This window comes from Arthrobacter sp. SW1, assembly GCF_001766675.1.
Taxonomy (GTDB): domain Bacteria; phylum Actinomycetota; class Actinomycetes; order Actinomycetales; family Micrococcaceae; genus Arthrobacter.
In genome coordinates, this window is record NZ_MJLT01000012.1 from 306,887 (window position 1) to 331,169 (window position 24,283).

Sequence of the window (24,283 nt, forward strand, 5' to 3'; positions counted from 1 at the left end):
TGTGATCTGGCGCACAATAGACCTTTTCGTCTCATGATGTGGACAGATCTGCGCTTTGTTACTTGCAAGTTCCCTTTGTTACGTTGCACACTTCAAATGTGAACAAGAACTCAACAGCACCTGCAGCCGCAGCAATCGGGACCAGCGCACCCGCTGGCATCGCGATGAGCTGTTGTCGAATGCACGCCTAACTTTCGACCCCAAAAAGTTTCAGGCATTCGTCCCTTGCCCAGCGTCGGGCGCCCCTCCCCAACTCATTGCGGGGACCGTACCAGCATTCGAAGCCGCGATGACGGCCATTCACATTGAGGTAAGCACTCCTATGTCAGTTGCATCCGGATACGTCCACATCTCCGTCCGAAACGCCAACAAGGCTGCGTCCAACGCAGGCCTGCGCCCCGGTCTTGGTGGCCGCCCCGGCTACGCCCAGCCCGGCCCCGCCGGCCAGGTTCCCGGCTACGTCCCCCAGGGTTACAACCCCAACTCCTACGGGCAACTCCGGGCAGTTCCGTCCAACGAATCAGCGCCCCTGACCGCGCCCACCCCCGTCCTGGCACCCGCTGAGCGCGCCATCCGCCCCGTCCCCGGCGACAACGTGGCCCGCGGCTTCGTGCTCTACATGGGCATCGACGAGGACACCGCCGCAGCAGCCGGCACCTCCATCGCCAAGCTCGCCCAGGAAATCCGCGCCTACGCCCAGTCCCTCGTGACCGGCGCCGAAAGCTACGCTGCCGTCGCCGTCGCGCCGGCCAGCGCCCCGGGTTCCGCGCTCGACGTCGTCCGCTCCACCTTCGGTGACCCCACCGTCAACAACCGCCAGCGCGCCGAGGCCGTCCGCCCGCAGCCGCAGCAGGAAGCCCGTCCCTCCGGCGTGCTGATCGACCTCGCCCGCCGCGAAGTCCACCTCGACGGAGAGTCCCTGAACCTGACCTTCAAGGAATTCGAACTCCTGAACTACCTGGTCGAAAACGGCACCCGCACCGTGGGTCGCGACGAGCTCCTCGAAGGCCTGTGGCGCAACGCCGAGGAAGTGCCCAACGAGCGCACCATCGACGTCCACATCCGCCGCCTCCGCTCCAAGCTGGGCCGCCTCGCCAACACCGTCCGCACGGTCCGCGGCCAGGGCTACCGCTTCTACGAGCACCCGGAGGTCATCGTCTGGGCCGCTCCGGAATACTCGATCTAGTCAGGCTTCACTACGCCGAAAGCGCCCGCTCCCTTTTGGGGCGGGCGCTTTCGCTTTCGCGGTGTTTCGCCGTGCCTTAGACACCTCCCGGCACGCCGCTCCGGTCGCTGGGCGACCTTCGCGGCGTTCTGGTCGGCGATGCGGCACTGCGCGAAACACCGCTTTCGCTACAGCGCCCGCGCCAAGGATGTGCCGCCCTTCGGCGTTCCACCTGCCGACGAGTATGTGCCTCCGCGGCTATAGGGTTGGGGGATGAGCGAGCATCACATCAAGCGGCTGGTGATCATGCGCCATGCCAAGTCCGATTGGCCCATGGGCGTTGACGATCACGACCGTCCCCTGGCCGAGCGTGGGCACCGTGAAGCTCCGCTGGCCGGCAAGTGGCTCCTGAAGCACGGGGTGGTGCCCGACTTCATTCTGTGTTCCTCGGCCCTGCGGACCCGCCAGACCTGCACCTGGGTGTGCAGCGAGTTGGGCGAGAAGGCGCCGACGCCGAAACTTGAGGGCGGCCTGTACGCCGCCTCCGCGGTGCGCATGCTCAGCATCATCAACCACGTGCCGGACACCGTCGGAACGCTCATGGTGTTCGCGCACATGCCCGGCGTCCAGGACCTCGCCATGCACCTGGCCTCCCGCGACTCGGACCATGAGGCCTACATGGACGCCGCCAGCCATTACCCCACGAGTGCGATGACCGTCATGGAGCTGGAGAAGCCCTGGGCCGAGCTGGACGGGCAGGACGCCAAGCTGACCCGTTTCATCGTTCCGCGCTAGACGCCGCCTCGCGCAGCAGGCCCACCACGTGCCGGATGCTCGGGCTGGACTTCATGGTCTTGCGGTACACAAGTCCCACCTCGCGCTGCTGCGCCGGCTTGTGCACGGGCACGGCCACCACGCCGCGCGGCAGCTCCGGGCGGCCCAGCCGCGGGACCAGCGCCACGGCCACGCCCTGCTGGACCATGGCGATATGCGTGGAGAAATCGGGATCGTACATGCGGATGTCCGGCACTTGGCCCAGTCCGGCGAAGATCGCCAGCAGGGCCTCATTGCAGATCGCTCCCGCGGGCGTGCTGATCCAGGACTCGCCGAGCAGATCGGCGGCCTCGACGGCGGACCGGCCCGCCAGGGGGTGTGCCGCATTGAGCAGGACGTCGGCGGTGTCCGTGCAGAGTTTTTCGTGGACCATGTTGCCGGGGATGAGCAGCGGCACGGAGTTCCAGTTGTGGACCACGCCAAGGTCCGCTTCCCCGGAGGCCACCCGTTGCACGGCTTCCCGCGGATCCTCGGCGAGCACGCGGATATCGAGCCCGTCGCCGCCCCCGGAACCGGCGCTGCCGAGCTTCCCGAGCATCGGCCCCACGAGCCCCCGGCATGCGGTGGAGAATGCCACGAGGCGCAGTACGCCGCTGGGCTTGGCGGGATCGGCCAGCAGGGTTGCCTGAAGTTCTTCCAGTTCGCCGAGGATGCGGCGCCCGTATTCGGCCAAGGCCATGCCCCGGTCCGTCAACAGCACGCCGCGGCCGTGCCGTTCCAGCACTGCTACGCCGCTTTGCTTCTCCAGCTTCTTGATCTGCTGCGAGACGGCGGACGGGCTGAAACCCATGATGTCCGCGGCCGCGATCACCGATCCATGTTGTTCAACCGCCACCAGCGCCCGCAATGCCGCGATTTCGATCATGAAGCAAATGTACATGGTCAGCTAAAGAATTCAACGCTGGTGCTTCATGGACCCCGAGTGCCACAGTAGGACCGTGAACCTTCGCCACTCGCTCCTCGCCACCCTGGTCGCCGTCCTCTGGGGGCTCAACTTCGTCGCCATCGACTTCGGCCTCCACCCCTCCGACGGACACGGCGGCACCGCCGAGGTTCCGCCGCTGCTGTTCGTGGCCATCCGCTTCGTGCTGGTGGTCTTCCCCTGCATCTTCTTCATCCCCAAGCCGGACATCGGCTGGAAGGCGATTGCCGGCGTCGGGCTCTTCATGAGCGCGGGGCAGTTCGGGCTCCTCTACCTCGGCATGGCGCTGGGCATGCCCGCAGGGCTGGCCTCGCTGGTGCTCCAGGCGCAGGTGCTGCTGACGGTGCTCCTCGCAGCGCGCTTCCTGGGCGAGAAGCCCGGGAAGCGGCAGCTTGCCGGTGTGGTGCTCGGCGTCGCCGGGCTCGCGGTGGTCGCGGTGGGCCGGAGCCTGGTGGCGCCGGTGGTGCCGCTCATGATCGTGCTCGCCGCGGCGTTGTCCTGGGCCATCGGCAACGTGATCGCCCGCAAGGCCAAGGCGGCGTCCGGGCTGGGGCTGGTGGTGTGGTCCGGGGCCGTGGTTCCGCTGCCGCTCGCGGCGCTGTCGCTCCTGGTCGACGGGCCTGCCGCCGTCGTCGGCACGCTTGCGCAACTGCAGCCGGCCACCATCCTCAGCGCACTCTACACAGCGGTCTTCGCCTCGCTGCTCGGGTACGGAATCTGGAACCGCCTGCTGAGCCTCTACCCGGGCTCGGCGGTGGTGCCGTTCACGCTGCTGGTCCCTGTGGTCGGGATGACGGCGGCCTGGCTGATCCTCGGAGAGGTCCCGACGACGGCGGAACTGGCCGGCGGGCTGACCCTCCTTGCCGGGGTGGCCGTGGCGGTCGTGCAACGGAAGGCGCCCGTCCTGCGGATCCCGGAACTGACCCGCAGCTGAGCGGCTCAGCTCCGGATGGTGCTGCCTTCCCGTGAGGCACTGTCCAGGATCGCTGCGAGACCGGCGCGGAACGTTCCGAGGGAATCGAGCCTGGCAAGGTCCGGATGGTGTGCCTCCAGCAAAGGGTGCCCTGCGAGCTGGGTGAAGACGCCGGGGCTGAGCCAAGGATCGTGGCCCGCCGACCCCGGAAGCTGCTGGATTTCCCGTGCGATTCCGGCGCCGAGCGCCAGGGCGTGGCTTTCCAGTGCGGCGTAGTAGTGGACCACGCGGGCGTGCGGCAGCCCGGCCTCGGTGAGGCATTCCAGGACGAATTCGATGGATTGCAGTTCGCCCGGCCCGTAAGTATCCAGGGCGAAGGACTCACGGCCCAAGGCAGGGTGGCGGATGAACGCCGCCATGAGTGCTTCAAAATACGCCTCCAGCCGGCTCCGCCAGTCCTCCCGGCCCGCGGCAGCCTGCGCGTCCGCTACCGCACCTTGGAAGAGCCGGTCCAAGGCGGCCCGGACAATCGCGTCCCGGTTGCGGAAGTGCCGGTACATGGCGCTGGCGTCCACGCCCAGTTCCTGGCCGAGCCGACGGAAGGTGAGGCGTTCCCCGGGCTCCTCGCGTGACAGCCGGATCACGGCATCAATGATGGATTCAGGGGTGAGTCGTACGCGTCCGTCACGCGGTGCCGGCTGCGCCATTGATCCATCCTGCTTCCGTTCCGGGGTGCTGGACCCACCGTACAGGATGCCCGGAACCGGCTGCCCGCACCTTGAGTCAACATTGTTGACTCAAGGTGCGGGCCAGCATAGGGTCAGGTGCGGCCCCGCCTTGAACTGGGGAAATGCGGCACCAATGTGAGGAATCCATGGCAACTGCCCGGACCATCGTGGAGAACGGATGGGTTTACACCGGCCTGGAGGATGAACCGCGGCCTCTCAGCCTGGCCATCGCGGACGGCCGGATCCTGGCCGTCGGCGCTCCGGAGGACGTCGCAGGACTGGCCGGTGCGGACACCCAGCGGCTGGACCTGCGCGGGCGGCTGGTGGTCCCGGGCTTCCAGGACGCCCACATCCATCCCGTCTTCGCAGGCGTGGAACTCCTGCAATGCGACCTCACGGGCGCGCGCAACGCCGAAGAAGCCGTGGCGACGGTGCGGCGTTACGCCCAGGAGAATCCGCACGAACCCTGGATCCTTGGCGCCGGGTGGTCCATGGACCATTTCCCGGGCGGCACTCCCGGGAAGGAACTGCTGGACGCCGTGGTCCCGGACCGGCCGGTCTTCCTCCAGAACCGGGACCACCACGGAGCCTGGGTCAACAGCCGGGCCCTTGAACTCGCAGGGATCGACGCGGCCACCCCGGACCCGGAGAACGGCCGTTTCGAACGCGACGCCGATGGTAGCCCCGCCGGGACCGTGCACGAAGGCGCCATGGATGCCTTCAACGGCGTCAAGCCCCCGGTGCCGCATGCCCTGGCGTACGCCGGACTCCTCCGTGCGCAGGAACTCCTGCTTTCCCAGGGGGTGACCGCGTGGCAGGACGCCTGGGTGGCCGCACCGCAGGACGGCGGCGCCGACGCCCTCCAGGTCTACCTGGACGCCGCGGCGTCGGGCGAGCTGAAAGTGCGGGTGCGCCTCTGCCAATGGTGGGACCGCATAGCCGGCGCCTCCCAGCTGCAGGCCATCCTGGAACGTCGGGAAGAAGTAGCCCGCGCCGTCGCCCCGGAAAAAGTCAGCGCAGGAAGCGTCAAGGTCATGGTGGACGGTGTGGCGGAGAACTTCACGGCCGCCATGCACCACCCCTACCGCGACAAGCACGGGCACCCGACGGACAACCGCGGCCTGGAATTCTTCGAGCCGGAGGACATGAAGGCCTTTGTCGCAAGCCTGGACGCCCACGGCTTCCAGGTCCACTTCCATGCGCTGGGGGACCGGGCCGTGACGGACGCCCTGGATGCCCTCGACCACGCCCGGGCGGTGAACGCCCCTGCCGGAGGGGCCGGAAACCGCCACCACCTGGCGCACCTCCAAATGGTGCGCGTCGAGGACACCCGCCGCTTCGCCGGGCTGGACGCCGCCGCCAACCTTCAGGCGTTATGGGCCTGCCACGAGGAACAAATGGACCAGCTCACCCTGCCGTTCCTGGAGCCGGATGCCGAGGACCGGCACTACCCCTTCGGCGAACTCGCCGCGCACGGTGCCCGCCTGGCAGCGGGGAGCGACTGGCCCGTCTCCACCGCCGATCCGCTGGCCGCCATGCACGTGGCGGTGAACCGCGTAGCGCCCGGTGAAGACCGCGAACCATTGGGCCCGGATGCCCAGAAACTGAGCCTCAAGCAGGCACTCGATGCCTACACGCAAGGCTCCGCCTGGGTAAACCACCTGGACCACGCTACCGGGACCCTGGAACCGGGAAAGCGCGCCGACTTCGTGGTCCTGGACCGCAACGTCTTCGACGTTCCGGCCCGGGACATCCATACCGTCCGCGTGGACCAGACCTGGATCGACGGCGAACGGGTCTTCCTGCGGGACGGCGCGTCATGACCGCTCTCCGGAGGACGACGACGGCGGGCGGCCGGAACGTCCGCCGCACACCGATGGTGCGCCTGACCGCGGCGGTGGCGGCCGCCGTCGTCGTCCTCCCTGCGCTGGCCGGGTGCGGCCGCCCGGCCGGCCCCGCAGCGGAACCTGGCGGCTCCAAATTCACCCTGAGCGAGCACACCCCGGCGCCCACCAAGGAGATCGACCACGTCAACTGGGGCATGTACGCCGAGCCGTTCTCGCTGGATTACGCCTATGCCTTCGACTACCCGGACAACACGGTGCTGTCCAACGTCTGCGAATCGCTGCTGCGCTGGAACGCGGACCTCAGCGTCTCCCCGGGCCTGGCCACGAAAGTGGAGAACCCGGATCCGCTGCTCTGGGTGTATACGATCCGCCGGGGCGTGCGCTTCCATGACGGGACCACCATGACGGCCGACGACGTCGTGGCGTCCCTGCGCCGCCACCTGGACGCAGAGGTCGGTTCCTTCTGGGCATCCGTCTTCCAACGCGTAGCATCGATCGACAAGACGGGGGACTACGAGGTCACCATCACCACGTCCACCCCCGACTACGTCCTCAACTCCGCCCTGGTGGGTGTGCCCGGGGTGGTGGAATCGGCCAGGACGCTCAAGGAGGCCGGCAAGGACTATGGGAACCCCGGCACCGGAGTGAACTGCACCGGACCTTTCAGCTTCGAGCGCTGGGAACCGGGAGAGAGCGTGGTCCTCAAACGCTTCGACGGCTACTGGGACACCGCGCTCCGGGCGAAGTCCAAGGAGATCGCCTTCCGCTTCCTGCCGGATGCCAATGCCCGCATCAACGCCTTCCAGACCGGCGAACTGGACGGCGGATTCAATATCCCCTCCAACGCGATCGACATCCTCAAGCCCAATTCGGACGCCGGAAACATCTACTTCGGCCGGGATGCCTCGGTCCAGAGCCTGGTGTTCGCCGATCTCGCCGGGACGTTCCGGGACGTCAGGGTCCGCAAAGCCCTGATGATGGCAGTGAACCGGCCCGCGCTCATCAAAGCCGCCGAGCAGGGGTACGGCATTGAAACCGACGCCCTGACCACCCGCAATGTGTGGGGGGCGGCGCGGCCGGCCACCGTGGAGGAAGCGTTCAAGGGCCTGGGCCATCTGGACTACGACGTGGAGGAAGCCCGCAGGCTCGTCAAGAAAGCCGGGGCCGAGGGAAAACCCTTTGTCTTCGCGTCCGCCCCGCTCAGCGCGGCATTCGACATCGAAGCCCGCGCGATCGCCTCGGCCGCCAAGGAGATCGGCCTGGTCCCCGAGATCCGGACCATGTCCAACGACAAATACACCACCCTCTTCTCCGACCCGGAGGCCCGCAAGGGCGTGGACGTGTTCCTCACCTCCTGGTATCTCTCCAGCTCCGAGCCGCTGGAGATGTACAGCGTGCTGCGCACCGGGGACTTCAGCAACTACGGAGGCTGGAGCAACCCCCGCTTCGATGACTTGGTCAACCGGGCCTATGGCGTCAAGGATCCGGACACCAGGGCCAGGCTCACGGCCGAAGCCGCGAGGATCGCCAACCAGGAAGTCGTCTGGGCGCCGCTCTACGAAACGGTCTGCACCCTGTGGCTCGGCAAACGCATTACCGGCCCCGACCCCTCCATCAACTACATGTACTTCCCCTGGGCAGCCAAGATCGGAGGACGCTGACATGGCGGTGCCTGCTGTGGCCTTCGTAGCGAGGAAACTGCTGGTCCTGGCCGTGACATTGTTCGCGGCCTCGCTGGCGGTGTTCTTCTCCCGCTTCCTGGTTCCCGGAGACCCCGCCCGTTTCCTGTTGCGCGGCCGCAGCCCGAACCCGGAGTCACTGGCGGAAATCACCCGGCAGTTCGGCCTGGACAAGCCCGCCTGGGAACAGTACTGGACGTGGGTGGGCGGCATCCTGCAGGGCGACTGGGGCCGCTCCCTGAGCTACCGGCAGGACGTTTCCGAGGTCCTCCTTGGACGCCTGCCCACCACCCTGCAGCTGGTGGCCCTGGCGGCGGTCTTCATCATGGTGCTGGGCTTGCTGGCCGGCATCGCGGCAAGTCTGAACAGGGGCTTCGCGGACCGTTTCATCCTCATCGCGCTCACCGCGGCCGGCGCCGTGCCGCCCTTCGTGGCCGCGATCGCCCTAGTGGCGGTGTTCTCCGTGGGCCTTGGCTGGTTCCCGTCCTTTGGAAGCGGCGACGGCGGCCTGGACCGGATCTGGCACCTCACCCTCCCGGCGCTCGCCCTGGGGCTCAGCTACATTGCCGTGCTGGCCCGGGTCACCCGCTCTTCCATGCGGGAGCAGATGCTCAGGGAACATGTGGAGGTTGCCACGAGCCGGGGCCTTGGCCGCGGGTCCGTGGTGGCCAGGCATGTCCTGCGCAATGCGCTGGGGCCGATCCTCACGGTGAGCGGCGTGCTGGTTGCCGGGCTCCTGGTCTCAAGCGCCGTCATCGAGCGTGCCTTCGGCCTGTCCGGTATCGGCCAGCTGCTGATCCAGTCGATCGACAGGCTGGACTTCGCCGTGGTCCAGGCGATTGTGATGGTGGTGGTGACGGCCTTCGTGGTCGTCAACACCTGCGTGGACCTCATCCAGCCCTTGCTTGATCCGCGGATAACGGCCGGAACGGAGAACCGTTGACCACCCTGACGTTCCAACTGCCGCAGGCGGGCCTGCGCCGGTACGGATCCCTCCTCTCACCGCTGGCGTGGATCGCGCTCGCCTTCCTGGCCGCCGTCGTCCTCCTTGCCCTGCTGGCCCCGGTCCTGGCGCCTTTCGATCCGGACTACGTGGACCTCAACAACGTCCTGGCCGGACCAGGCGCACAGCACCTGCTCGGCACCGATGCCCTGGGCCGGGATCTCCTCAGCCGCCTCATGCACGGTGGCCGGACCTCCCTGCTGGCGCCGGCTGCAGTAGTGCTCGGCTCGACGGCGCTCGGGCTCCTGCTGGGCCTGGCCGCCGGCTGGTCCGGCGGATGGGCCGGCAGGATCCTGGGCCGGATCTTCGACCTCCTGTTCTCCTTTCCCGCTTTGCTGGTGGCCATGCTGGCTGTGGCCCTCTTCGGCAAAGGGTTGGTGGCGCCCATCCTGGCGATGACCGTTGCGTACGTGCCGTACGTGGCCCGCTTGACGCAGTCGCTGGCCGCTGCCGAACGCGCCAGGCCCTACGTCCAGGCGTACCGGGTGCTTGGCTTCCGAACTCCATGGGTGGTGCTGTGCCGGGTGGTTCCGAACCTGCTTCCCGTGGTGGGCGCCCAGTCCACCCTGAACTTCGGCTACGTGCTGGCCGACCTGGCCGCCCTCTCCTTCATTGGCCTGGGGGTCCAGCCTCCCACCAGCGATTGGGGCGCCATGATCGAGGAGTCCCGCGGCGCCCTCCTGGGCGGCCATGCGCTGCCGGCCTTCTGGCCCGCCCTCGCCGTAGTTCTGGTGGTGGTGGCGGTGAATGTGCTCGGGGAAGAACTTTCCGAGCGGATCGGGGGCGGACTGAGATGAGCGCCCTGCTGCAGATCACCGACTTCAGCCTTGGCCTCGCGGGCCGGAAACTCCTGGACGGCGTCACCCTGGAAGTGGACGACGGCGAGTCGGTCGCCTTGGTGGGCGAATCCGGTTCCGGCAAGACCTTGATAACCCGCGCCGCGCTGGGGCTCTTCCCGGACCGTTCGCAGCGTTCCGGCACGGTGTCCGTGCGTGGGCTAGACACCCTGACGGCGGGCCGGCGGGAGCTGCTGAGGCTGCGCCGTGAGCACGCCTCCATGATCTTCCAGGATCCCCGGGCCGGCATCAATCCGGTCCGCACGGTGGGTGATTTCCTGACCGAAACCCTGGTGCGCTGGCATGGCCTCAACCGTGCCGAAGCCACGGCACAGGCTGTGGAGCAGCTGGAGCGGCTTGGACTGCGCCGTGCGGAGGAACTGGTGGCGCAGCACCCGCACCAGCTGTCCGGCGGCATGCTGCAGCGTGTCATGATCGCCGGGGCCCTCCTGGGCTCTCCGGAACTCCTTCTTTGCGACGAACCCACGACGGCGCTGGACGTCACCACCCAGGCCGGCATCGTAGCCTTGCTCCGCGAGGCCCGGCAGGAACGCGGGATGGGGATGCTGTTCGTCACCCACGACCTTGGCCTCGCCGCCAGCCTGTGCGAACGCGTCTACGTGCTGCGCGGCGGAAAGGTGGTGGAACACGGCGCAACCCGGCAGGTGTTCCTGGCCCCGAAGGAGGAGTACAGCAGGCAGCTGGTGGAGGCTACGCCCGTGATCGATCCCGGTGCCGCGCCGCACGCTCCGGAACTTCCAGAGGACGCTCAACCCCTGGTGGCGGTGGAAGGGCTCGGCAAGCATTACGGCCTCCGCGGGGGCGGGACGGTGACCGCCTTGGAGCAGGCCACTTTCCGGCTGCCGGCCGGCGGCTCCCTGGGGGTGGTGGGGGAGTCCGGATCAGGCAAGTCCACCCTGGCCCGGCTGTTGGTAGGGCTGGAAACAGCAAGCGAAGGCACTGTGCAAGTTGAGGGCAGCGGGCGGATCGGACACCGCCTCCGGACGGCCGAGCGGAGGCGCCTGGCCCGGGATGTGCAGATCGTCTTCCAGGATCCCTACCTGTCCCTGGATCCGCGGATTCCGGTCGGGCAGGCGGTGGCCGATGTCTTCCGCCTGCACGGGAAGGAGGGCCGGAGAAAGGCCAAGGAAAGCGCCCGCGAGCTTCTGGGCCGGGTGGGCATCGCCGCGGAGCGGCTGGGTGACAAGCCGCGGATGCTTTCGGGCGGGCAGCGGCAGCGGGTGGCCTTGGCCAAGGCCCTCGCCGCCCGGCCGCGGCTCCTGGTCCTGGATGAAGCCACCAGCGCGCTTGACGTTTCGGTGCAGGCGCAGGTCCTGGAACTGGTGGAAGAGCTCCGCGAGCACTTGGGCCTGGCCATCCTTTTCGTCAGCCACGACCTCGCGGTGGTGTCCCGTATGTGTTCCGAACTGCTGGTGATGCGGCAGGGCCGGATCGTGGAAAGCGGAGCCACCGCACGGATCCTGGCGGACCCGGAGAACGACTACACGCGGAGCCTCATCGGCTCATACCCGCGGCCCCTGTGGGAGACGGAAAGCCTGGAAGCGGAATCCGCAGCTCCCTAGGGTTTCCGCCGGGGGACGGTGCGGCTGGCCGGTGCGGGCTTGCGTTGGGAAGCAGAGCCCGACGCCGGCCGCCTGGCAGGAGCCTGCGGCACCTTCGCCGCGGGCCGCCTGGCCGGCGTCGTCTTTCCCGCCGGGCGTCGGACGGGCGTTGCCGGCTTCCCGGAGGGGCGCCGCGCAGTTTTGCGGGGCGGTCGGGAGGCCCGGGGCCGGCGGGAAGGCCACACCGCCCCGGCGAAGAGCAGCAGCAGGGACGCAGCCCCGGCCGCGATGGACAAGTAGAAGTAAATGTCCGAATCCTTGCTGCTGACGGCGCTGCCCAGGGAGTTCTCGTTCAGTGTGAAGGCCAGGCCCCACATGCGCAGGAAGGCGATGCCGAAAGCGACGAACAAGGTGGAGCCCAGGAAGGCCGCGGCCAGCACCACGTAGCGGCGCCGTGCGAAAACCTGCCACAGGGACGCCAGGTAGCCCGTCCCTACGGCGCCGAAGAACAGGAAGAGCACCCATTCTTCGAGCGTGACCGCCGCCAGGGCCAGTAACGCACCGGCCACCACGGCGGCAATGACCGCAAGTTTTCCACTGTTCCCCATACCCATGGAATCCATCATCCCGGAGCGGCCGCCGCTGCAATGCGCCTGGGCCGGTGCGGCAGATTGCAGTTCCGTACCGTTATCGCAGGACGTAGCCGTGCATGATGGTCATCACCGCGGCCACGCTCTGCTCCTTTGTGCGTTCAGGGTTGTACGTTTGGCGGTCCAGGCCCACCACGAAGATGGCCCCGAACATCGCCGCTTCCAGGCTGCCGCGGGCCACACGGGTATCCACGGGATACTTGGCGGCCACGCTTTCCAAGGCGGAGCCGATCACCGCGATCAGCTCGCCGCGGAGTTCGGCGAAGAGCTGGCCCCATTCGTTGGGCGTCTTCCAGTTCTCGCTGACCCAGAGCCGGGCGAAGGAGGGGTATTCGTCCATGAAGTCCATGGCCTGGCCGAGCATCGCCTCCATGGCGTCCAAGGGATCGGCGTCCGGGTCCGCGATGCTTTGCAGCCGGCCCAGCATGATGTCCACGCCGTGCCGCAGCAACTGGGCGATCAGGTCCGACTTGCTGCCGAAGTTGTAGTACACCGAGCCTTTGGACACCCCGGCCGCGGCGGCGATCTCGTCCACCGTGACGCCGGCAGCCCCGCGCTCGCCGATGAGTTCCATCGACGCTTCGAAGAGGCGCTGCCTGGTGGCGTTGGTCCGTGCGGGGCGCAGCTTCCGGCCCGGTGTCTCCTGCGGATCAACGGTGCTCATACGGCAATCTCCGGCTTGAGGGTCTTCAAGGTCCAGTACTTGTGCTTGCGCACCGCCAGGGTGGACAAGGCGCCGCCCAGCAGGGTGTAGCCGATCAGGCCCAGGACCGTGGGCCAGATCATCGACAGGTCCCCACCGTAGACCAGGTGCCGCATGCCGGTCACCACGTAACCCATGGGCATGATCTGGTGGACCACGTGGAGCGGTTCGGGGGTGGTCTGCCACGGGAAGGTACCGCCGGAGGAGACCAGCTGCAGCACCAGCAGGATGAGCACCACGAACTTGCCCGGGGTACCCAGCAGGGCCACCACGCCCTGGATGATCGCGCTGAAAGCCATGGCCGCGGCCAGCATGAACAGCCACATGAGCACCGGATGCGCCGGGTTCAGGCCCAGGCCGAAGTTCACCACGAGCGTCAGGATGCTCGCCTGCAGCACGGACACCACGAAGAAGGGCAGCCATCCGCCGACGGCGATCTTCCAGGACGGCGCGTTCGAGGCGAGGGCGCGCTGGGTGATGGGCCGCATGGCCTGGACCAGCATGAACACGCCGATCCACAGGGCGAGCGTCAGGAAGAACGGCGCGAGCCCGGCACCGTAGGAACCGGCCTTGGCCTGCGAAACGTTGTTTACCGCCACCGGGTCCGCGATCACCTTGGAGACTTCGCTTTTCTGGGAGTCGTTCGGGTTGGGGATCTTCCCCGCGCCCTTGGCCAGTTCGGCGGCGAGGGTCTTCGAGCCATCCGCGGCCGTTGCGGCTCCGCTGGCGAGCCGGGACGCGCCGTCGTCGAGCTTTGCGGCACCGTCCGACAGCGCGGCGGCGCCGTTGAGTGCGGTCTGCTGGCCGGCGGCCAGGGTGGCGGCGCCGGCACTGAGCTGGTCCGCGCCGGTGGAGGCCTTGCCGATGGCGTCCGTCAGGGCAGGTGTGGCGCCGGCCAGTTTCGCGGCGCCTGCGCTCACGGCGGCGGATCCGTCGGAAAGCTGCTGGATCTTTGCCGCGTCCGCTGCGATCTTCGCCTTCGCGTCCGTGATGGGCGCGGAGCCTGCGGCGGCGTCGTAGTCGGCCAGGATCTTGTCCGCCTGCTCCTGGTCGATGACGCCGGCGTCGATGAGCCGCTTGTTGGCGGCGACCACGCGGTCCCGCGCCCCGGCGTCGAAGGCTTCAAGCTGCCCGACGACGTTCTGCACCTTTGCGTTCAACTGCGCGTTTCCGGCGGCCACCTGGGCGGCGCCGTCGGCGAGCTTCTGCGAATCGGCGGGAAGGGTGGCGGTCTTGTCCTTGAGCTGGGTGAGCCCGGAGCTGAGCTGGCCGGCGCCGCTGTTGAGCTGGTTTGCGCCGTCACGCAGCTGGGTCTGCCCGGCCACGAGCTCCCCGGCGCCGTTGCGCAGCTGGGTGGTTCCGTCATGCAGGGTGGCCGCGCCGGCACTGAGCTTCCCGACGCCGTCCGACAGTTTCGCTGCACCGTCCGCCGCCTTGACGATCTGGCCGTGGATGGTGCCGAAGCCGGTGAGGAGCTGGTTGGCGGTTTCCTCGCCCACCTCCTTGGCCACGGTGGAGTGCACCGCGGTGGTGAGCTTGTCCACGATGGTGCTCAGGAGGTAGTTGTTGGCGTCGTTGGTGGTGACATTGAGCATGGCCTGGTTGGCGGCGTCGAAGCTGCCGGGCGAAACCAGGTTGGCGGAGAAATCCTTGGGGATCTTCAGGGCGAAGGCGTACTTGCCGCTTTCCACGCCGGCATCCGCCTCTTCGGCCGTGGCCACCTGCTGCCAGTTGAAGACGTGCCCTTCCACGAGGGAATCAGCCACCTTCTGCCCGGCCTGCAGCACCGTTCCGTCCGAGGCCTTGGCGCCTTCGTCCTGCAGCACCAGTGCGGCGTCGATCTTGTCCAGGTTCCCGTACGGATCCCAGTTCGCGTACAGGTACACGGCGCCGTAAAGCAGCGGGACCATGGTCAGCGCCAGGATGGTCAGCTTGGGCAGCAGCCCGCCGGTCATGCGCTTGAGTTCGGAGCGGGCCAGCCGCAGGACAGTCACCGTGCCACCTCTTCCCCGGCAGCTTCTTCCGCTGCCTCATCGCCGGCGGCTTCTTCGGCCGGCTGTTCTTCCGCTGGTTCTTCGGCGGTTTCTTCCTCCACCGCGGGTTCCGGCACCGCGTTGCCGATCGCGGCGCTCGCTCCGTCCCATCCGTCCGGGAGGGCGGAAACCACCGCGACGACCGCGAGCGGCCGCCCGGCGTCGTGCGCCAAGCGCTCAAGGCGGGGCAGCCAGTCCGCCGGATCGGAGCTGTGCCGGTCCGGTGAGTCGAGCACCAGGAGGTCGACGGCGGGGTCGGCCAGCGCAAGCGCGGTCAGGAGTTCGAGGCGGCGTTCCGCGGGAAGCTGTTCGATCCAGAGCCCGGCGATGTCCTCGAAGCTGTTCACTTTCAGCCACGGCTTGCTGAGCAGGGCTCCGCGGTAGCGGCGCGGGATGAGGGCGAGGTCTTCGGTGACGAGGTCCTGCACGCTCAGGTGCTGTTCGGGTTCGTTGACGCCGGGGGAGTCCAGCAGCGCGCTGGCCAGCCGGATCTTCTTGGTTTTCGCGGCGCCGTCCCAGGCGAGCGTGCCGTTGCTTGGCTTCATCCGGCCGCTGAGGGCAAGGGAGAGGGAGGTGCGTTGTTCCTGGCCGTCGCCGCTGACGAGGAGAAGCTGGCCGCGGCGGACCTCCAGCGAGGTGGGCGGCAGGAGGTCGGCGCGGCGGCCGTTGATCTGGAGTTCCTGTGCTGTGAGCACCTGGGGACCTTTCGCAGAGCCTGATGTCCCCTCCAGTGTATTTGAACTGACTAGTCAGTTCAAATAGGAATCTACAGGCCGTATTTCTCCAGGAGCCGCAGCCACACCTCGCTGAGCGTGGGGAAGGAGGGCACCGCGTGCCACAAGCGTTCCAAGGGCACCTCGCCCACAATCGCGATCGTGGCGCCGTGCAGCAGCTCCGCCACCCCCGGCCCGGCGAACGTCGCCCCAAGTACCACCCGCCGGTCCTCGTCCACCACCAGCTGCGCCCAGCCCTGGTAGTTCTCCGCATAAAGCTGGGAGCCGGACACATTGATGGGAAGCTCCACGCTGCCGGCCCGGATGCCCCGCTCCTGTGCCTGCTCCACGGTCAGGCCCACCGTGGCCACTTCCGGATCGGTGAACACGACACTCGGCACGGCGTGCTCGTTGGCAGTGGTGGTGACGTGGGTCCACGGCTTCGGGGCCCGGTGCAGTTTTCCTTCGGCCCGGGCCACGATCGCGTCCCCGGTGGCCCGTGCGCTGTACTTGCCTTGGTGGGTCAGCAGCGGGGTGCCGGCGGCGTCGCCGGCCGCATAAAGCCACAGGCCGCTCGTCCCGTCACTCGCAGCCCCTTCTACCAGCCCGGTCGAATCGGTGCTGATCCGCACGGCTGCCGTGCCGCCGTCGTCTTCGTCCTCCACGGCGGCGAGCCCCACGTTCTCCAGCCCCAGGTTGTCCAGCGCGGGCCGGCGGCCCGTTGCCACCAGGAGCTTGTCCGCGTCCAGGACCTTGCCGTCGTCGAGGGTGAGGGAGAAAGACTGCTCATTGGTCCGGACGCTGAGCACCGCGGTCCCGGTGTGCAGGGTGACGCCGTCCGCGCGCAGGCCCGCCGCCACCAGCTCGGCGGCCTCTTCGGGAAAAGCGCTGAGCAGCCTGCCGCGCGCCACCAGCGACACCTGCGATCCCAGCCGGGCAAAGGCCTGCGCCAGTTCGACGCCGGCCACGCCGCCGCCCAGTACCACGAAGCGCTCGGGAACCTGCCGGGCGGAGGTCGCCCCGCGGGTGGTCCAGTACGGCGCCCCGCGAAGCCCGGGAATGTCAGGAATGACAGGGGTTGAACCGGTGGAGATAACGACGGCGTGCCGCGCCTTGATCGCATAACTGTTGCCGTCCACCCCGTCCACCTGGACCTCGCGCGGTCCGGTGATCCGGGCGACGCCGCGCACCAGCTCGATGCCGGCGTCGTTCAACCACTGCACCCCGCCGTCGTCCTGCCAGCGGCTGGTGAAGTAATCCCGGTACGCCAGCACCGGGGCGGGGTCCAGGACCTTGGTGACAGAATCGGCCGCGCCGGGAACGGACTGTGCCACGTGCAGGGCAGTCCCCGGGCGGAGCAGGGCTTTGGACGGAATGCAGGCCCAGTAGGAGCATTCGCCGCCCACCAGTTCAGCCTCCACGATGGCGGCCGTCAGGCCTCCCCGGACGACGCGGTCGGCGACGTTTTCGCCGGCCGCTCCCGCGCCGATCACGATGACGTCGAATTCCCGGGGATGCTCCTCAGCCATGAGAGAAGCCTACGCCCCTCCCTCGCCGGGGCATCGGGGCGGTGAGGCAGTTTTTCGAGTGGAGATGGGACATCCGATATTGCCTTGAGCGGGGCTGTCCGGAGCACTAAGCTCGGCTCAACATTGCGAGGGGAGCAGGGATGGAATCCGGCATGGTGCGTCGGGCGCGGTTCAGCGCCCAGTCCCGGCTCCGGGCGTTGCAGGCGGACATCATGGACCTGATCCTCGAACGCGGACTCGAGGCCGGGGATCCCCTTCCCACCGAGAACGAACTCACCGCAGCGCTCGGAGTGGGGCGCAACACCCTGCGCGAATCCCTCAAGGTGCTGCAGGCCATGGGCGTGCTCGAGATCCGCCATGGCTTCGGCATGTTCGTGGCCTCCGGGAATTTCGACGCCTTCGCGGAAGGGCTGGTTTTCCGGAGCCGCCTCTCGCTGCGCCGTGACGGCGAGGATGCGCTGCAATTGCTCGGCATCCGCGAAGCATTGGAGCGGGGGCTGTTGCCGGCTGCGCTCGCTGCGGCCACGCCGGCCCGGCTGGAGCGGCTCGACGAAGCCGTCCGGCACATCGAGGACCTGGCCGGGACCGGCGAACACTCCGCAGCGGCTGACGCCGAATTCCACCGCTGCCTCTTCGAACCGTTGGGCAACGATCTGCTGCTGCAGTTGTTGGCTGTGTTCTGGAAGGTCCACCGCAGGATCCAGCTGGAAGCCGGCCCGGGCATGGAGGATGCCTCCGCCGTCGCGGCGCTGTACCGCGGCATCCATGACGCTGCGTTGGCCGGGGACGCGGAGACCGCCGGGCGCCTGCTGTCCTCGCGCTTCGAGGCCCTGCGCGCCAGGATCGCTGAGCTGCCGGATCGCTGAACTTTCGTCAGGCGGCTGACGCTTTCGGTGCATGCCCGACGGCTGCCTTGTGCCCGACGACGGTGCGGCGGGCACCCGGGCCGGGCACCCGCCGTCGTACTACTTGCCGGCTTTGGTTACCTGCCGAGTTTGGACAGCAGCGCTGTCAGGGCGGCCTGCACGCCCGTGCCCAGCGTCGGCTCGATGACCGGGGCGAAGAACGGCGAATGGTTCATCGGAATGGGCCGGCCGGACTCCAGGACCTCCCGGCTCATGCCGCCGAACATCCAGTACACGGAGGGCACACCGATTACTTCGGCGAAGGCGCCGAAGTCTTCGCTGCCCATCATCGGTTCCACGATCGCCACCTTGTCCTCGCCGATCGCGGCACGGAACGCCGCGATGATGCCCTCGGTTTCGGCAGGCTCGTTGTAGTTGCGCGGGAAGGTGTAGAGCTCGGTGATTTCCGGCTGCGGAGCCCCGGAGGCCTCGGCCTCGGCCAGGATGATGCGGCGGACGGCGGCCAGCACCTGGGCGCGGACGTCCGGTTCGAGGGTGCGGATGTTCAGGGTGAACTCCGCCGTGGCCGGAATGATGTTCTCCTTCAGCCCCGCGTGGAAGGTACCCACAGTAACCACGGCTGCTTTAAGCGGATGGATTTCGCGGGACACGATGGTCTGTAGGCGGAGCACCATCTGGGCGCCCAGGACGATCGGGTCGATGGCCACCTGGGGCTGCGAGCCATGGGACTGGCGGCCGAACACCGTGACCTTCAGGGAGTCGGCCATCGCCATGGCGTTGCCGACGCTGATGTTGATGGTGCCGGCCTCATTGCCCATGACGTGCTGGCCGTAGATGATTTCCGGTTTGGGTGCCTTGTCCCAGATGCCGTCCTCGATCATGGCCTTCGCGCCGGCCGCGGTTTCTTCGCCCGGCTGGAAGATCAGCACGATGGTCCCGGCCCAGGAATCCTTCGCGCCGGCCAGCAGTTCCGCCGCCGTCAGAAGGGTGGTGACGTGGGTGTCATGGCCGCAGCCGTGCATCACGGGGACGTCGGTTCCGTCGGCCAGGGTGCCGCGGGCCGTGCTGGCGTAATCGAGCCCGGTGTCTTCAAGGATGGGCAGGCCGTCGGTGTCCGCTCGGAAGCCGACCACCGGTCCGTCGCCGTCTCGCAGCACGCCGACGACGCCGGTGCCGCCGCAGCTGAAGTTGTCGATTCCCAAGGCGTCGAGCCGCTCTGCGATGAACCGTGCCGTGGCATGTTCCTGCATGGAGAGTTCGGGGTTCGCGTGGAGGTGCTTGTACATGCTGTGCATGCGCCCGCGGAGCTCGTCGTCGAGTTGTCCGTTGAGGGCGGCCGCGAGCCCGGCGTTCGTTTGGGGGAGTGCCTCGGTCATGGCCAGGTCTCCGTTCTCTAGGTGTCTTCCCGGCCGCGCTGTCCGCGGCCTGCTCCCACGCTATTGATGGATGGCTGTCTTTACCGACCGACCGGGCGTTCAGGGGACTCTGTGACGAAAAAAGAACCGGGAAAAGAAAAAGGTCCGTACCGCCGAAGCGGTACGGACCTTGTCTGTGCGCCCAAAGGGATTCGAACCCCTGACCTTCTGTTCCGTAGACAGACGCTCTATCCAGCTGAGCTATGGGCGCATTCTGTGCTTTCACACTGCGGTCCGTTGGGCTTCGCTCTCTCGCTCGCCCCCCGAACCTCAATAAACTTTACGCGAGATCCGCCCATCCGCCAAATCGGCGGGCTGTAATCTGCGCAACTATACCGGTCTATGTGACCTTGATCACTAAAATCGCCGGTTTTTGGGTCACAATCGTTGATTTTCCGCGGTTTTGCTTCTCGGGCCCCATGAGATCCCATGTCCTAAGCCGAAATGGTCTACTCCGCGACACCTAGCATTTAGGACACACCACTGACCCCGACGAAGGGAACCGCAATGGGCGACCTGGCGCGACTGCCGCTGCTTGAGAAGGCACCCACTACGCACGCACGCCTCCTGGCCTGGGTTGAGGAAGTCGCAGAACTTACCCAGCCCGACCGCATCCACTGGGTGGATGGGAGTGAAGGCGAATACAAGACCCTGACCGAGGAACTCGTCGCAGCCGGCACCCTGAAGCCGCTGAACCCGGAGACTTTCCCGAACTCCTTCGCGGCGTTCTCCGATCCGGCGGACGTGGCCCGCGTCGAGGAGCAGACCTTCATCTGCTCCGAGAACGAACGCGACGCCGGCTTCACCAACAACTGGATGGCCCCGGCCGAGATGAAGCAGAAGCTGCGCGGCCTGTTCGCCGGCTCCATGCGCGGCCGCACCATGTACGTCATCCCCTTCGTCATGGGACACCTCGACGCCGAGGATCCCAAGTTCGGTGTTGAGATCACCGACTCCGCCTACGTTGTCGCCTCGATGCGCATCATGGCCCGCATCGGCAGCGACGTGCTCAAGCGCATTACCGAAACCGACGCGTTCTTTGTCCCCGCCCTGCACTCCGTAGGTGCTCCGCTGGAGCCCGGGCAGAAGGACGTTGCCTGGCCCTGCAGCCCGGAGAAGTGGATTGTGCACTTCCCGGAAGAGCGCTCCATCTGGTCCTTCGGTTCCGGTTACGGCGGAAACGCCCTGCTCGGCAAGAAGTGCTACGCCCTGCGCATTGCGTCCGTCATGGCCCGTGACGAAGGCTGGCTGGCCGAGCACATGCTCATCCTCAAGCTGACCTCGCCCGAGCAGAAGGTCTACCACGTGGCAGCGGCCTTCCCGTCCGCCTGCGGCAAGACCAACTTGGCCCTCCTGGACCCCACCATCAAGGGCTGGAAGGCCGAAACCCTCGGTGACGACATCAACTGGATGCGCTTCGGCAAGGAAGGCGAACTCCGCGCCGTCAACCCCGAGGCCGGCCTGTTCGGCGTCGCTCCCGGCACCGGCTGGGGCACCAACCCCAACGCCATGCGCGCCATCGCCAAGGGCAACAGCATCTTCACCAACGTTGCCCTGACCGACGACGGCGGTGTCTGGTGGGAGGGCATGACGGAGGAAACCCCGGCGCACCTCATCGACTGGCAGGGCAACGACTGGACCCCCGAGTCCGGCCGCCCCGCAGCCCACCCGAACTCCCGCTTTTGCACCCCGATCGACCAGATCGACATGCTGGCCGAGGAATACTTCGCTCCGGAAGGCGTGAAGGTTGACGCCATCCTGTTCGGCGGCCGCCGCAAGACCACCATCCCGCTGGTCACCGAAGCCCGCGACTGGTCCAACGGCATCTTCATGGGCTCCACCCTGTCCTCCGAGACCACGGCTGCCGCCGCCGGCGCCGTCGGTGTTGTCCGCCGCGACCCCATGGCCATGCTGCCGTTCATCGGCTACGACGCAGGTGACTACCTGAACCACTGGGTGAACCTGTCCGCCAAGGCCAACCCGGAGAAGCTGCCGAAGATCTTCCTGGTCAACTGGTTCCGCCGCACGGCCGAGGGCGGCTTCGCCTGGCCCGGCTTCGGGGACAACTCCCGCGTCCTCAAGTGGGCCATCGAGCGCATCGAAGGCAAGGCCGGCGCCGTGGAGACCCCCATCGGCTTCGTTCCCACGGGCGACTCCATCGACCTGGAAGGCCTGGACATGACTCCGGCCGAGGTTGAAGCCGCTGTCCGCGTGGACGCCGCCGAGTGGCAGACCGAACTGGCATCCATCGAGGAATGGTTCGCGAAGTTCGGCGAGTCCCTTCCGGCTGCGCTCCAGGCAGAGCTTGACGGCCTGAAGGCACGCCTGGCCTGACGGCAAACGTACGACGGCGGCCCCGCACCTTTCGCTGGAAAGGTGCGGGGCCGCCGTCGTACTGCTGTGTTCGCTAGTTGGCGAGCCAGATGTCCGGACCGAAGACCTCGTAATGGATCCGCGTTGCCGGGATGCCGGCCCTCAGGACCCGTTCGCGCCCTGCAGCTCCGGTCGCAGGCCGATGGTCCGGAAGACCGGCTCCATCTGGCGCTCGTGGGGGAGGGCGGAAATCATGATGCCGTCGAGTTCGCGGTAAAAGACCTCGCGGGCGCGCGCCAAGGCGTGCCGCAGCCCGCATTCGGTAACGAGGGGGCAGTTGCCGTTGGGACTCTGGCATTCGGCCAGGTCCTGCCGGCTGTCGAGCTCGCGCAGGAGCTGCCCTACCGTCGCCCGGCGCCCGGCAGCGGTCAAGCGGGAGCCGCCGTTCCTGCCGCGTTCGACGGCGATCAGTCCCAGCGCGCGCAGCTTCGCCAGGGCCTTGCTCACGTGGTTGTAAGGCGTCCCGACGGCGTCCGCGACGGCCTGCGTGGTGAGCAACATGCCGTCAGGCGCCGCAGCCAGCACCAGCATGGCGCGCAGGCTCACATCCGCGAACGCGTTGATCTTCATGCAAACAAGCCCAGCCGGCGGGCGTCAGCCCACCCAGACGGCGGCTTCGTGGCCGTCCGCCTCCACCGGACGGAACGCGAAGCCTTCGGCTGTGACGTCATAGGGCACCACGGCAGCCATCAGGCCGCCGCTGCGGTGCTCGGCCGCCGCGTGGATTCCGTCCGTGCCGTGCTCGGGGAGCGTGACATCGCTGGCGAACGCCACTGCCTTGTAGCCGTCGCGGCCCTGGCGCAGCAGTTCGATGACATCGGCGAGCATCGACTCGGCGTCGATGTTCCCGTCGGCATCCGGCTCGCCCGGCGAGATCATCACCAGGCGCAGCTCGCCGTCGTCAGCCAGGGTCACTCCGAACGGAAGGAAACCGCCGTTCTGCTCCATGTGTTCCTGGGCGGTGCCGAGCGCAGCGCCCAGGACCTCGCGGAGTTCACGGGAAATGGTTTCCTGGGGGAGCGGTTCAGTCATTCCCTGGCCCTTAGCCGCGGACGATCGCCAGGACGCGGTCCCGGAGGGCGCCCATGGTCGCGGCGTCCTTGGCCTCGGCGTTCAGGCGCAGGAACGGTTCGGTGTTGGACGGGCGAAGGTTGAACCACCAGCTGCCGTCCTTCGCGGTGAAGGTGCTGCCGTCCATGTGGTCGATCTCGATGTCTTCGCCTTCGAAGTCGGCGCGGACCCGCTCGATCGCGGCGGCCTTGTCTTCGATCTCGGAGTTGATTTCGCCGGAGGACACGTACGGTTCGTACTGCCGGCCGAGCTCGGACAGCGGGCCATCCTGCTCGCCCAGGGCAGCCAGGACGTGCATGGCGGCCAGCATGCCGGTGTCCGCGTTCCAGAAATCGCGGAAATAGAAGTGGGCGGAGTGCTCACCGCCGAACACCGCGCCTTCCTCGGCCATGACGGCCTTGATGAAGGAGTGCCCCACACGGGTGCGCACGGCGCGGCCGCCGTCCTCCGCGATCAGTTCCGGAACGGCCTTGGAGGTCAGCAGGTTGTGGATGATCACCGGAACGTCCTCGCCGGCGGCCTTGGCCCGGGCGATTTCGCGGCGGGCCACCATGCCGGTGATCGCCGAGGGGGAGACCGGGTCACCCTTTTCGTCGACGACGAAGCAGCGGTCCGCGTCGCCGTCGAACGCCAGGCCGATGTCCGCACCGTGCTCGACGACGGCGGCCTGCAGGTCGCGGAGGTTCTCCGGTTCAAGCGGGTTGGCCGGGTGGTTCGGGAAGGAACCATCCAGTTCGAAGTACAGCGGAACGATCTCGAACGGCAGGGCCGGCAGCAGGGCATCGCCAAGTACTGCGGGGGTGGTCAGGCCCGCCATGCCGTTTCCGGCGTCGACCACGATCTTCAGGGGGCGGGAGCCGCTGAGGTCCACCAGCTTGCGCAGGTATTCGGAGTAGTCCTTCAGGACGTCCCGCACTGCGATGGTGCCCGGGGCTTCGACCGCGGGGATGGTGCCTTCGTTGAGGTACTGCTCGGCGAGGGCCTGGATTTCCTTCAGGCCGGTTTCCGAGGAGATCGGCTGGGCGCCGGCCTTGGCCATCTTGATGCCGTTATACTGTGCCGGGTTGTGGCTGGCGGTGAACGTGGCACCGGCTGCGTTCAGTGCGCCGCAGGCGTAGTAGAGCTCGTCCGTGGAGATCAGGTCCAGGAGCTGGACGTTGGCACCGCGGCGGGACGCGCCGTCGGCGAAGGCCTTGATGAATTCGGGGGAGGACGGGCGCATGTCCCCGCCCACCAGGACGGTTTCGCCGGCCAGGCCAAGGGTGTCGACAAAAGCGGCGCCGACGGCCTGCACGATTTCCGCGGTGATGGTCTCGCCGACGATGCCCCGGACGTCGTAGGCCTTGAAGGAAGCCGAGAGGTCGAAAGTGGTGTTCTGCTCGCTAGTCACGCGCTCAATCCTACTGTGGCCGGGGTGCCGCATTCCCACCGGAAGCCCGTA

At 67.6% G+C, this 24,283-nt stretch carries 21 protein-coding genes and 1 tRNA gene; 10 read left to right on the forward strand and 12 right to left on the reverse strand.

What is annotated here, in order from left to right:
• Positions 1–322 precede the first annotated feature (322 nt).
• Both BIU82_RS08825 and BIU82_RS08830 read left to right on the forward strand, forming a co-directional pair.
• Positions 323–1,186, forward strand: coding sequence for a winged helix-turn-helix domain-containing protein (locus BIU82_RS08825; RefSeq protein WP_070349079.1), 864 nt, complete (start codon positions 323–325; stop codon positions 1,184–1,186).
• 252 nt (positions 1,187–1,438) lie between these two features.
• The gene (locus tag BIU82_RS08830) at positions 1,439–1,960 is read left to right on the forward strand and encodes a histidine phosphatase family protein (RefSeq protein WP_070349080.1); all 522 of its coding nucleotides are present in this window, start codon (positions 1,439–1,441) and stop codon (positions 1,958–1,960) included.
• Here the strand turns inward: BIU82_RS08830 and BIU82_RS08835 are convergent.
• Positions 1,944–2,864 carry a LysR family transcriptional regulator gene (locus BIU82_RS08835; RefSeq protein ID WP_070349174.1) on the reverse strand — a complete coding sequence of 307 codons (921 nt, stop codon included), beginning with the start codon at positions 2,862–2,864 and terminating at the stop codon, positions 1,944–1,946. The genes BIU82_RS08830 and BIU82_RS08835 overlap by 17 nt on opposite strands.
• Before the next feature lie 73 nt (positions 2,865–2,937).
• On the opposite strand from BIU82_RS08835, the gene BIU82_RS08840 reads away from it, so the two are divergent.
• Entirely contained in the window at positions 2,938–3,855 is a 918-nt protein-coding gene (locus BIU82_RS08840) for an EamA family transporter (RefSeq protein WP_139146548.1), read from the forward strand.
• Between the two features lie 5 nt (positions 3,856–3,860).
• Here BIU82_RS08840 and BIU82_RS08845 read toward each other — a convergent pair whose 3' ends face one another.
• Positions 3,861–4,541, reverse strand: coding sequence for a TetR/AcrR family transcriptional regulator C-terminal domain-containing protein (locus tag BIU82_RS08845; protein ID WP_070349082.1), 681 nt, complete (start codon positions 4,539–4,541; stop codon positions 3,861–3,863).
• Positions 4,542–4,708: 167 nt separating this feature from the next.
• Here BIU82_RS08845 and BIU82_RS08850 point away from each other — a divergent pair, with 167 nt between their 5' ends.
• The 5 genes from BIU82_RS08850 to BIU82_RS08870 are packed head-to-tail and all read left to right on the forward strand — an operon-like array spanning position 4,709 to position 11,510.
• Entirely contained in the window at positions 4,709–6,385 is a 1,677-nt protein-coding gene (locus BIU82_RS08850) for an amidohydrolase (protein ID WP_139146549.1), read from the forward strand.
• Positions 6,382–8,070 (forward strand): ABC transporter substrate-binding protein, encoded by a 1,689-nt coding sequence (locus tag BIU82_RS08855; protein WP_070349084.1) that lies wholly within the window; start codon positions 6,382–6,384, stop codon positions 8,068–8,070. The genes BIU82_RS08850 and BIU82_RS08855 overlap by 4 nt, the downstream gene beginning before the upstream one ends.
• A 1-nt stretch (position 8,071) precedes the next feature.
• Positions 8,072–9,031 carry an ABC transporter permease gene (locus BIU82_RS08860; protein ID WP_070349085.1) on the forward strand — a complete coding sequence of 320 codons (960 nt, stop codon included), beginning with the start codon at positions 8,072–8,074 and terminating at the stop codon, positions 9,029–9,031.
• Positions 9,032–9,036: 5 nt separating this feature from the next.
• On the forward strand, positions 9,037–9,888 hold the full coding sequence (locus BIU82_RS08865) for an ABC transporter permease (RefSeq protein ID WP_139146558.1): 852 nt from the start codon (positions 9,037–9,039) through the stop codon (positions 9,886–9,888).
• Entirely contained in the window at positions 9,885–11,510 is a 1,626-nt protein-coding gene (locus BIU82_RS08870) for an ABC transporter ATP-binding protein (protein WP_070349087.1), read from the forward strand. The genes BIU82_RS08865 and BIU82_RS08870 overlap by 4 nt, the downstream gene beginning before the upstream one ends.
• Here the strand turns inward: BIU82_RS08870 and BIU82_RS08875 are convergent.
• The 5 genes from BIU82_RS08875 to BIU82_RS08895 all read right to left on the reverse strand — a co-directional run bounded on the left by BIU82_RS08875 (position 11,507) and on the right by BIU82_RS08895 (position 17,117).
• A complete protein-coding gene (locus BIU82_RS08875; protein ID WP_253182722.1) occupies positions 11,507–12,097 on the reverse strand; it encodes a hypothetical protein in 591 nt (196 codons plus the stop codon). The two genes, BIU82_RS08870 and BIU82_RS08875, sit on opposite strands and share 4 nt — an antisense overlap.
• A gap of 79 nt (positions 12,098–12,176) precedes the next feature.
• Positions 12,177–12,803: a TetR/AcrR family transcriptional regulator gene (locus BIU82_RS08880; RefSeq protein ID WP_070349089.1), complete on the reverse strand. Its 627-nt coding sequence runs from the start codon at positions 12,801–12,803 to the stop codon at positions 12,177–12,179.
• Positions 12,800–14,836, reverse strand: coding sequence for a YhgE/Pip domain-containing protein (locus BIU82_RS08885; RefSeq protein WP_070349090.1), 2,037 nt, complete (start codon positions 14,834–14,836; stop codon positions 12,800–12,802). Before BIU82_RS08885 ends, BIU82_RS08880 begins: the two co-directional genes overlap by 4 nt.
• On the reverse strand, positions 14,833–15,570 hold the full coding sequence (locus BIU82_RS08890) for an ABC transporter ATP-binding protein (RefSeq protein ID WP_070349091.1): 738 nt from the start codon (positions 15,568–15,570) through the stop codon (positions 14,833–14,835). The genes BIU82_RS08885 and BIU82_RS08890 overlap by 4 nt, the downstream gene beginning before the upstream one ends.
• 71 nt (positions 15,571–15,641) lie before the next feature.
• On the reverse strand, positions 15,642–17,117 hold the full coding sequence (locus tag BIU82_RS08895) for an NAD(P)/FAD-dependent oxidoreductase (protein WP_070349092.1): 1,476 nt from the start codon (positions 17,115–17,117) through the stop codon (positions 15,642–15,644).
• A 152-nt stretch (positions 17,118–17,269) separates the two neighbouring features.
• On the opposite strand from BIU82_RS08895, the gene BIU82_RS08900 reads away from it, so the two are divergent.
• Entirely contained in the window at positions 17,270–17,983 is a 714-nt protein-coding gene (locus BIU82_RS08900; RefSeq protein ID WP_253182723.1) for an FCD domain-containing protein, read from the forward strand.
• A gap of 116 nt (positions 17,984–18,099) precedes the next feature.
• Here the strand turns inward: BIU82_RS08900 and BIU82_RS08905 are convergent, their stop codons facing one another.
• Together BIU82_RS08905 and BIU82_RS08910 are read right to left on the reverse strand one after the other, a co-directional pair.
• Positions 18,100–19,278 (reverse strand): amidohydrolase, encoded by a 1,179-nt coding sequence (locus BIU82_RS08905; RefSeq protein ID WP_070349175.1) that lies wholly within the window; start codon positions 19,276–19,278, stop codon positions 18,100–18,102.
• A 257-nt stretch (positions 19,279–19,535) separates the two neighbouring features.
• A tRNA-Arg gene (locus BIU82_RS08910) sits at positions 19,536–19,609 on the reverse strand.
• Between the two features lie 296 nt (positions 19,610–19,905).
• Between BIU82_RS08910 and BIU82_RS08915 the strand changes: the two genes are divergently transcribed.
• Positions 19,906–21,732: a phosphoenolpyruvate carboxykinase (GTP) gene (locus tag BIU82_RS08915; RefSeq protein ID WP_070349094.1), complete on the forward strand. Its 1,827-nt coding sequence runs from the start codon at positions 19,906–19,908 to the stop codon at positions 21,730–21,732.
• 141 nt (positions 21,733–21,873) lie between these two features.
• Here BIU82_RS08915 and BIU82_RS08920 read toward each other — a convergent pair whose 3' ends face one another.
• Genes BIU82_RS08920 through BIU82_RS08930 form a run of 3 tightly spaced genes read right to left on the reverse strand, consistent with a single transcriptional unit; the run spans position 21,874 to position 24,232 of the window.
• A complete protein-coding gene (locus BIU82_RS08920; protein WP_070349095.1) occupies positions 21,874–22,341 on the reverse strand; it encodes an Rrf2 family transcriptional regulator in 468 nt (155 codons plus the stop codon).
• 24 nt (positions 22,342–22,365) lie between these two features.
• Complete coding sequence (locus BIU82_RS08925; RefSeq protein WP_070349096.1) at positions 22,366–22,803, reverse strand: hypothetical protein; 438 nt, start codon at positions 22,801–22,803, stop codon at positions 22,366–22,368.
• 10 nt (positions 22,804–22,813) lie between these two features.
• Positions 22,814–24,232, reverse strand: coding sequence for a phosphomannomutase/phosphoglucomutase (locus BIU82_RS08930; RefSeq protein WP_070349097.1), 1,419 nt, complete (start codon positions 24,230–24,232; stop codon positions 22,814–22,816).
• Positions 24,233–24,283: the final 51 nt, after the last annotated feature.

What these genes read in the sequence shown, in the direction of transcription:
- BIU82_RS08825 (WP_070349079.1), top strand. Translation starts at nt 323, where the DNA reads ATGTCAGTTGCATCCGGATACGTCCACATCTCCGTCCGAAACGCCAAC.
- BIU82_RS08830 (WP_070349080.1), top strand. Translation starts at nt 1,439, where the DNA reads ATGAGCGAGCATCACATCAAGCGGCTGGTGATCATGCGCCATGCCAAG.
- BIU82_RS08835 (WP_070349174.1), bottom strand. Translation starts at nt 2,864, where the DNA reads ATGATCGAAATCGCGGCATTGCGGGCGCTGGTGGCGGTTGAACAACAT.
- BIU82_RS08845 (WP_070349082.1), bottom strand. Translation starts at nt 4,541, where the DNA reads ATGGCGCAGCCGGCACCGCGTGACGGACGCGTACGACTCACCCCTGAA.
- BIU82_RS08850 (WP_139146549.1), top strand. Translation starts at nt 4,709, where the DNA reads ATGGCAACTGCCCGGACCATCGTGGAGAACGGATGGGTTTACACCGGC.
- BIU82_RS08855 (WP_070349084.1), top strand. Translation starts at nt 6,382, where the DNA reads ATGACCGCTCTCCGGAGGACGACGACGGCGGGCGGCCGGAACGTCCGC.
- BIU82_RS08860 (WP_070349085.1), top strand. Translation starts at nt 8,072, where the DNA reads ATGGCGGTGCCTGCTGTGGCCTTCGTAGCGAGGAAACTGCTGGTCCTG.
- BIU82_RS08870 (WP_070349087.1), top strand. Translation starts at nt 9,885, where the DNA reads ATGAGCGCCCTGCTGCAGATCACCGACTTCAGCCTTGGCCTCGCGGGC.
- BIU82_RS08875 (WP_253182722.1), bottom strand. Translation starts at nt 12,097, where the DNA reads ATGGGGAACAGTGGAAAACTTGCGGTCATTGCCGCCGTGGTGGCCGGT.
- BIU82_RS08880 (WP_070349089.1), bottom strand. Translation starts at nt 12,803, where the DNA reads ATGAGCACCGTTGATCCGCAGGAGACACCGGGCCGGAAGCTGCGCCCC.
- BIU82_RS08895 (WP_070349092.1), bottom strand. Translation starts at nt 17,117, where the DNA reads ATGGCTGAGGAGCATCCCCGGGAATTCGACGTCATCGTGATCGGCGCG.
- BIU82_RS08900 (WP_253182723.1), top strand. Translation starts at nt 17,270, where the DNA reads ATGGTGCGTCGGGCGCGGTTCAGCGCCCAGTCCCGGCTCCGGGCGTTG.
- BIU82_RS08905 (WP_070349175.1), bottom strand. Translation starts at nt 19,278, where the DNA reads ATGCACAGCATGTACAAGCACCTCCACGCGAACCCCGAACTCTCCATG.
- BIU82_RS08915 (WP_070349094.1), top strand. Translation starts at nt 19,906, where the DNA reads ATGGGCGACCTGGCGCGACTGCCGCTGCTTGAGAAGGCACCCACTACG.
- BIU82_RS08920 (WP_070349095.1), bottom strand. Translation starts at nt 22,341, where the DNA reads ATGAAGATCAACGCGTTCGCGGATGTGAGCCTGCGCGCCATGCTGGTG.
- BIU82_RS08925 (WP_070349096.1), bottom strand. Translation starts at nt 22,803, where the DNA reads ATGACTGAACCGCTCCCCCAGGAAACCATTTCCCGTGAACTCCGCGAG.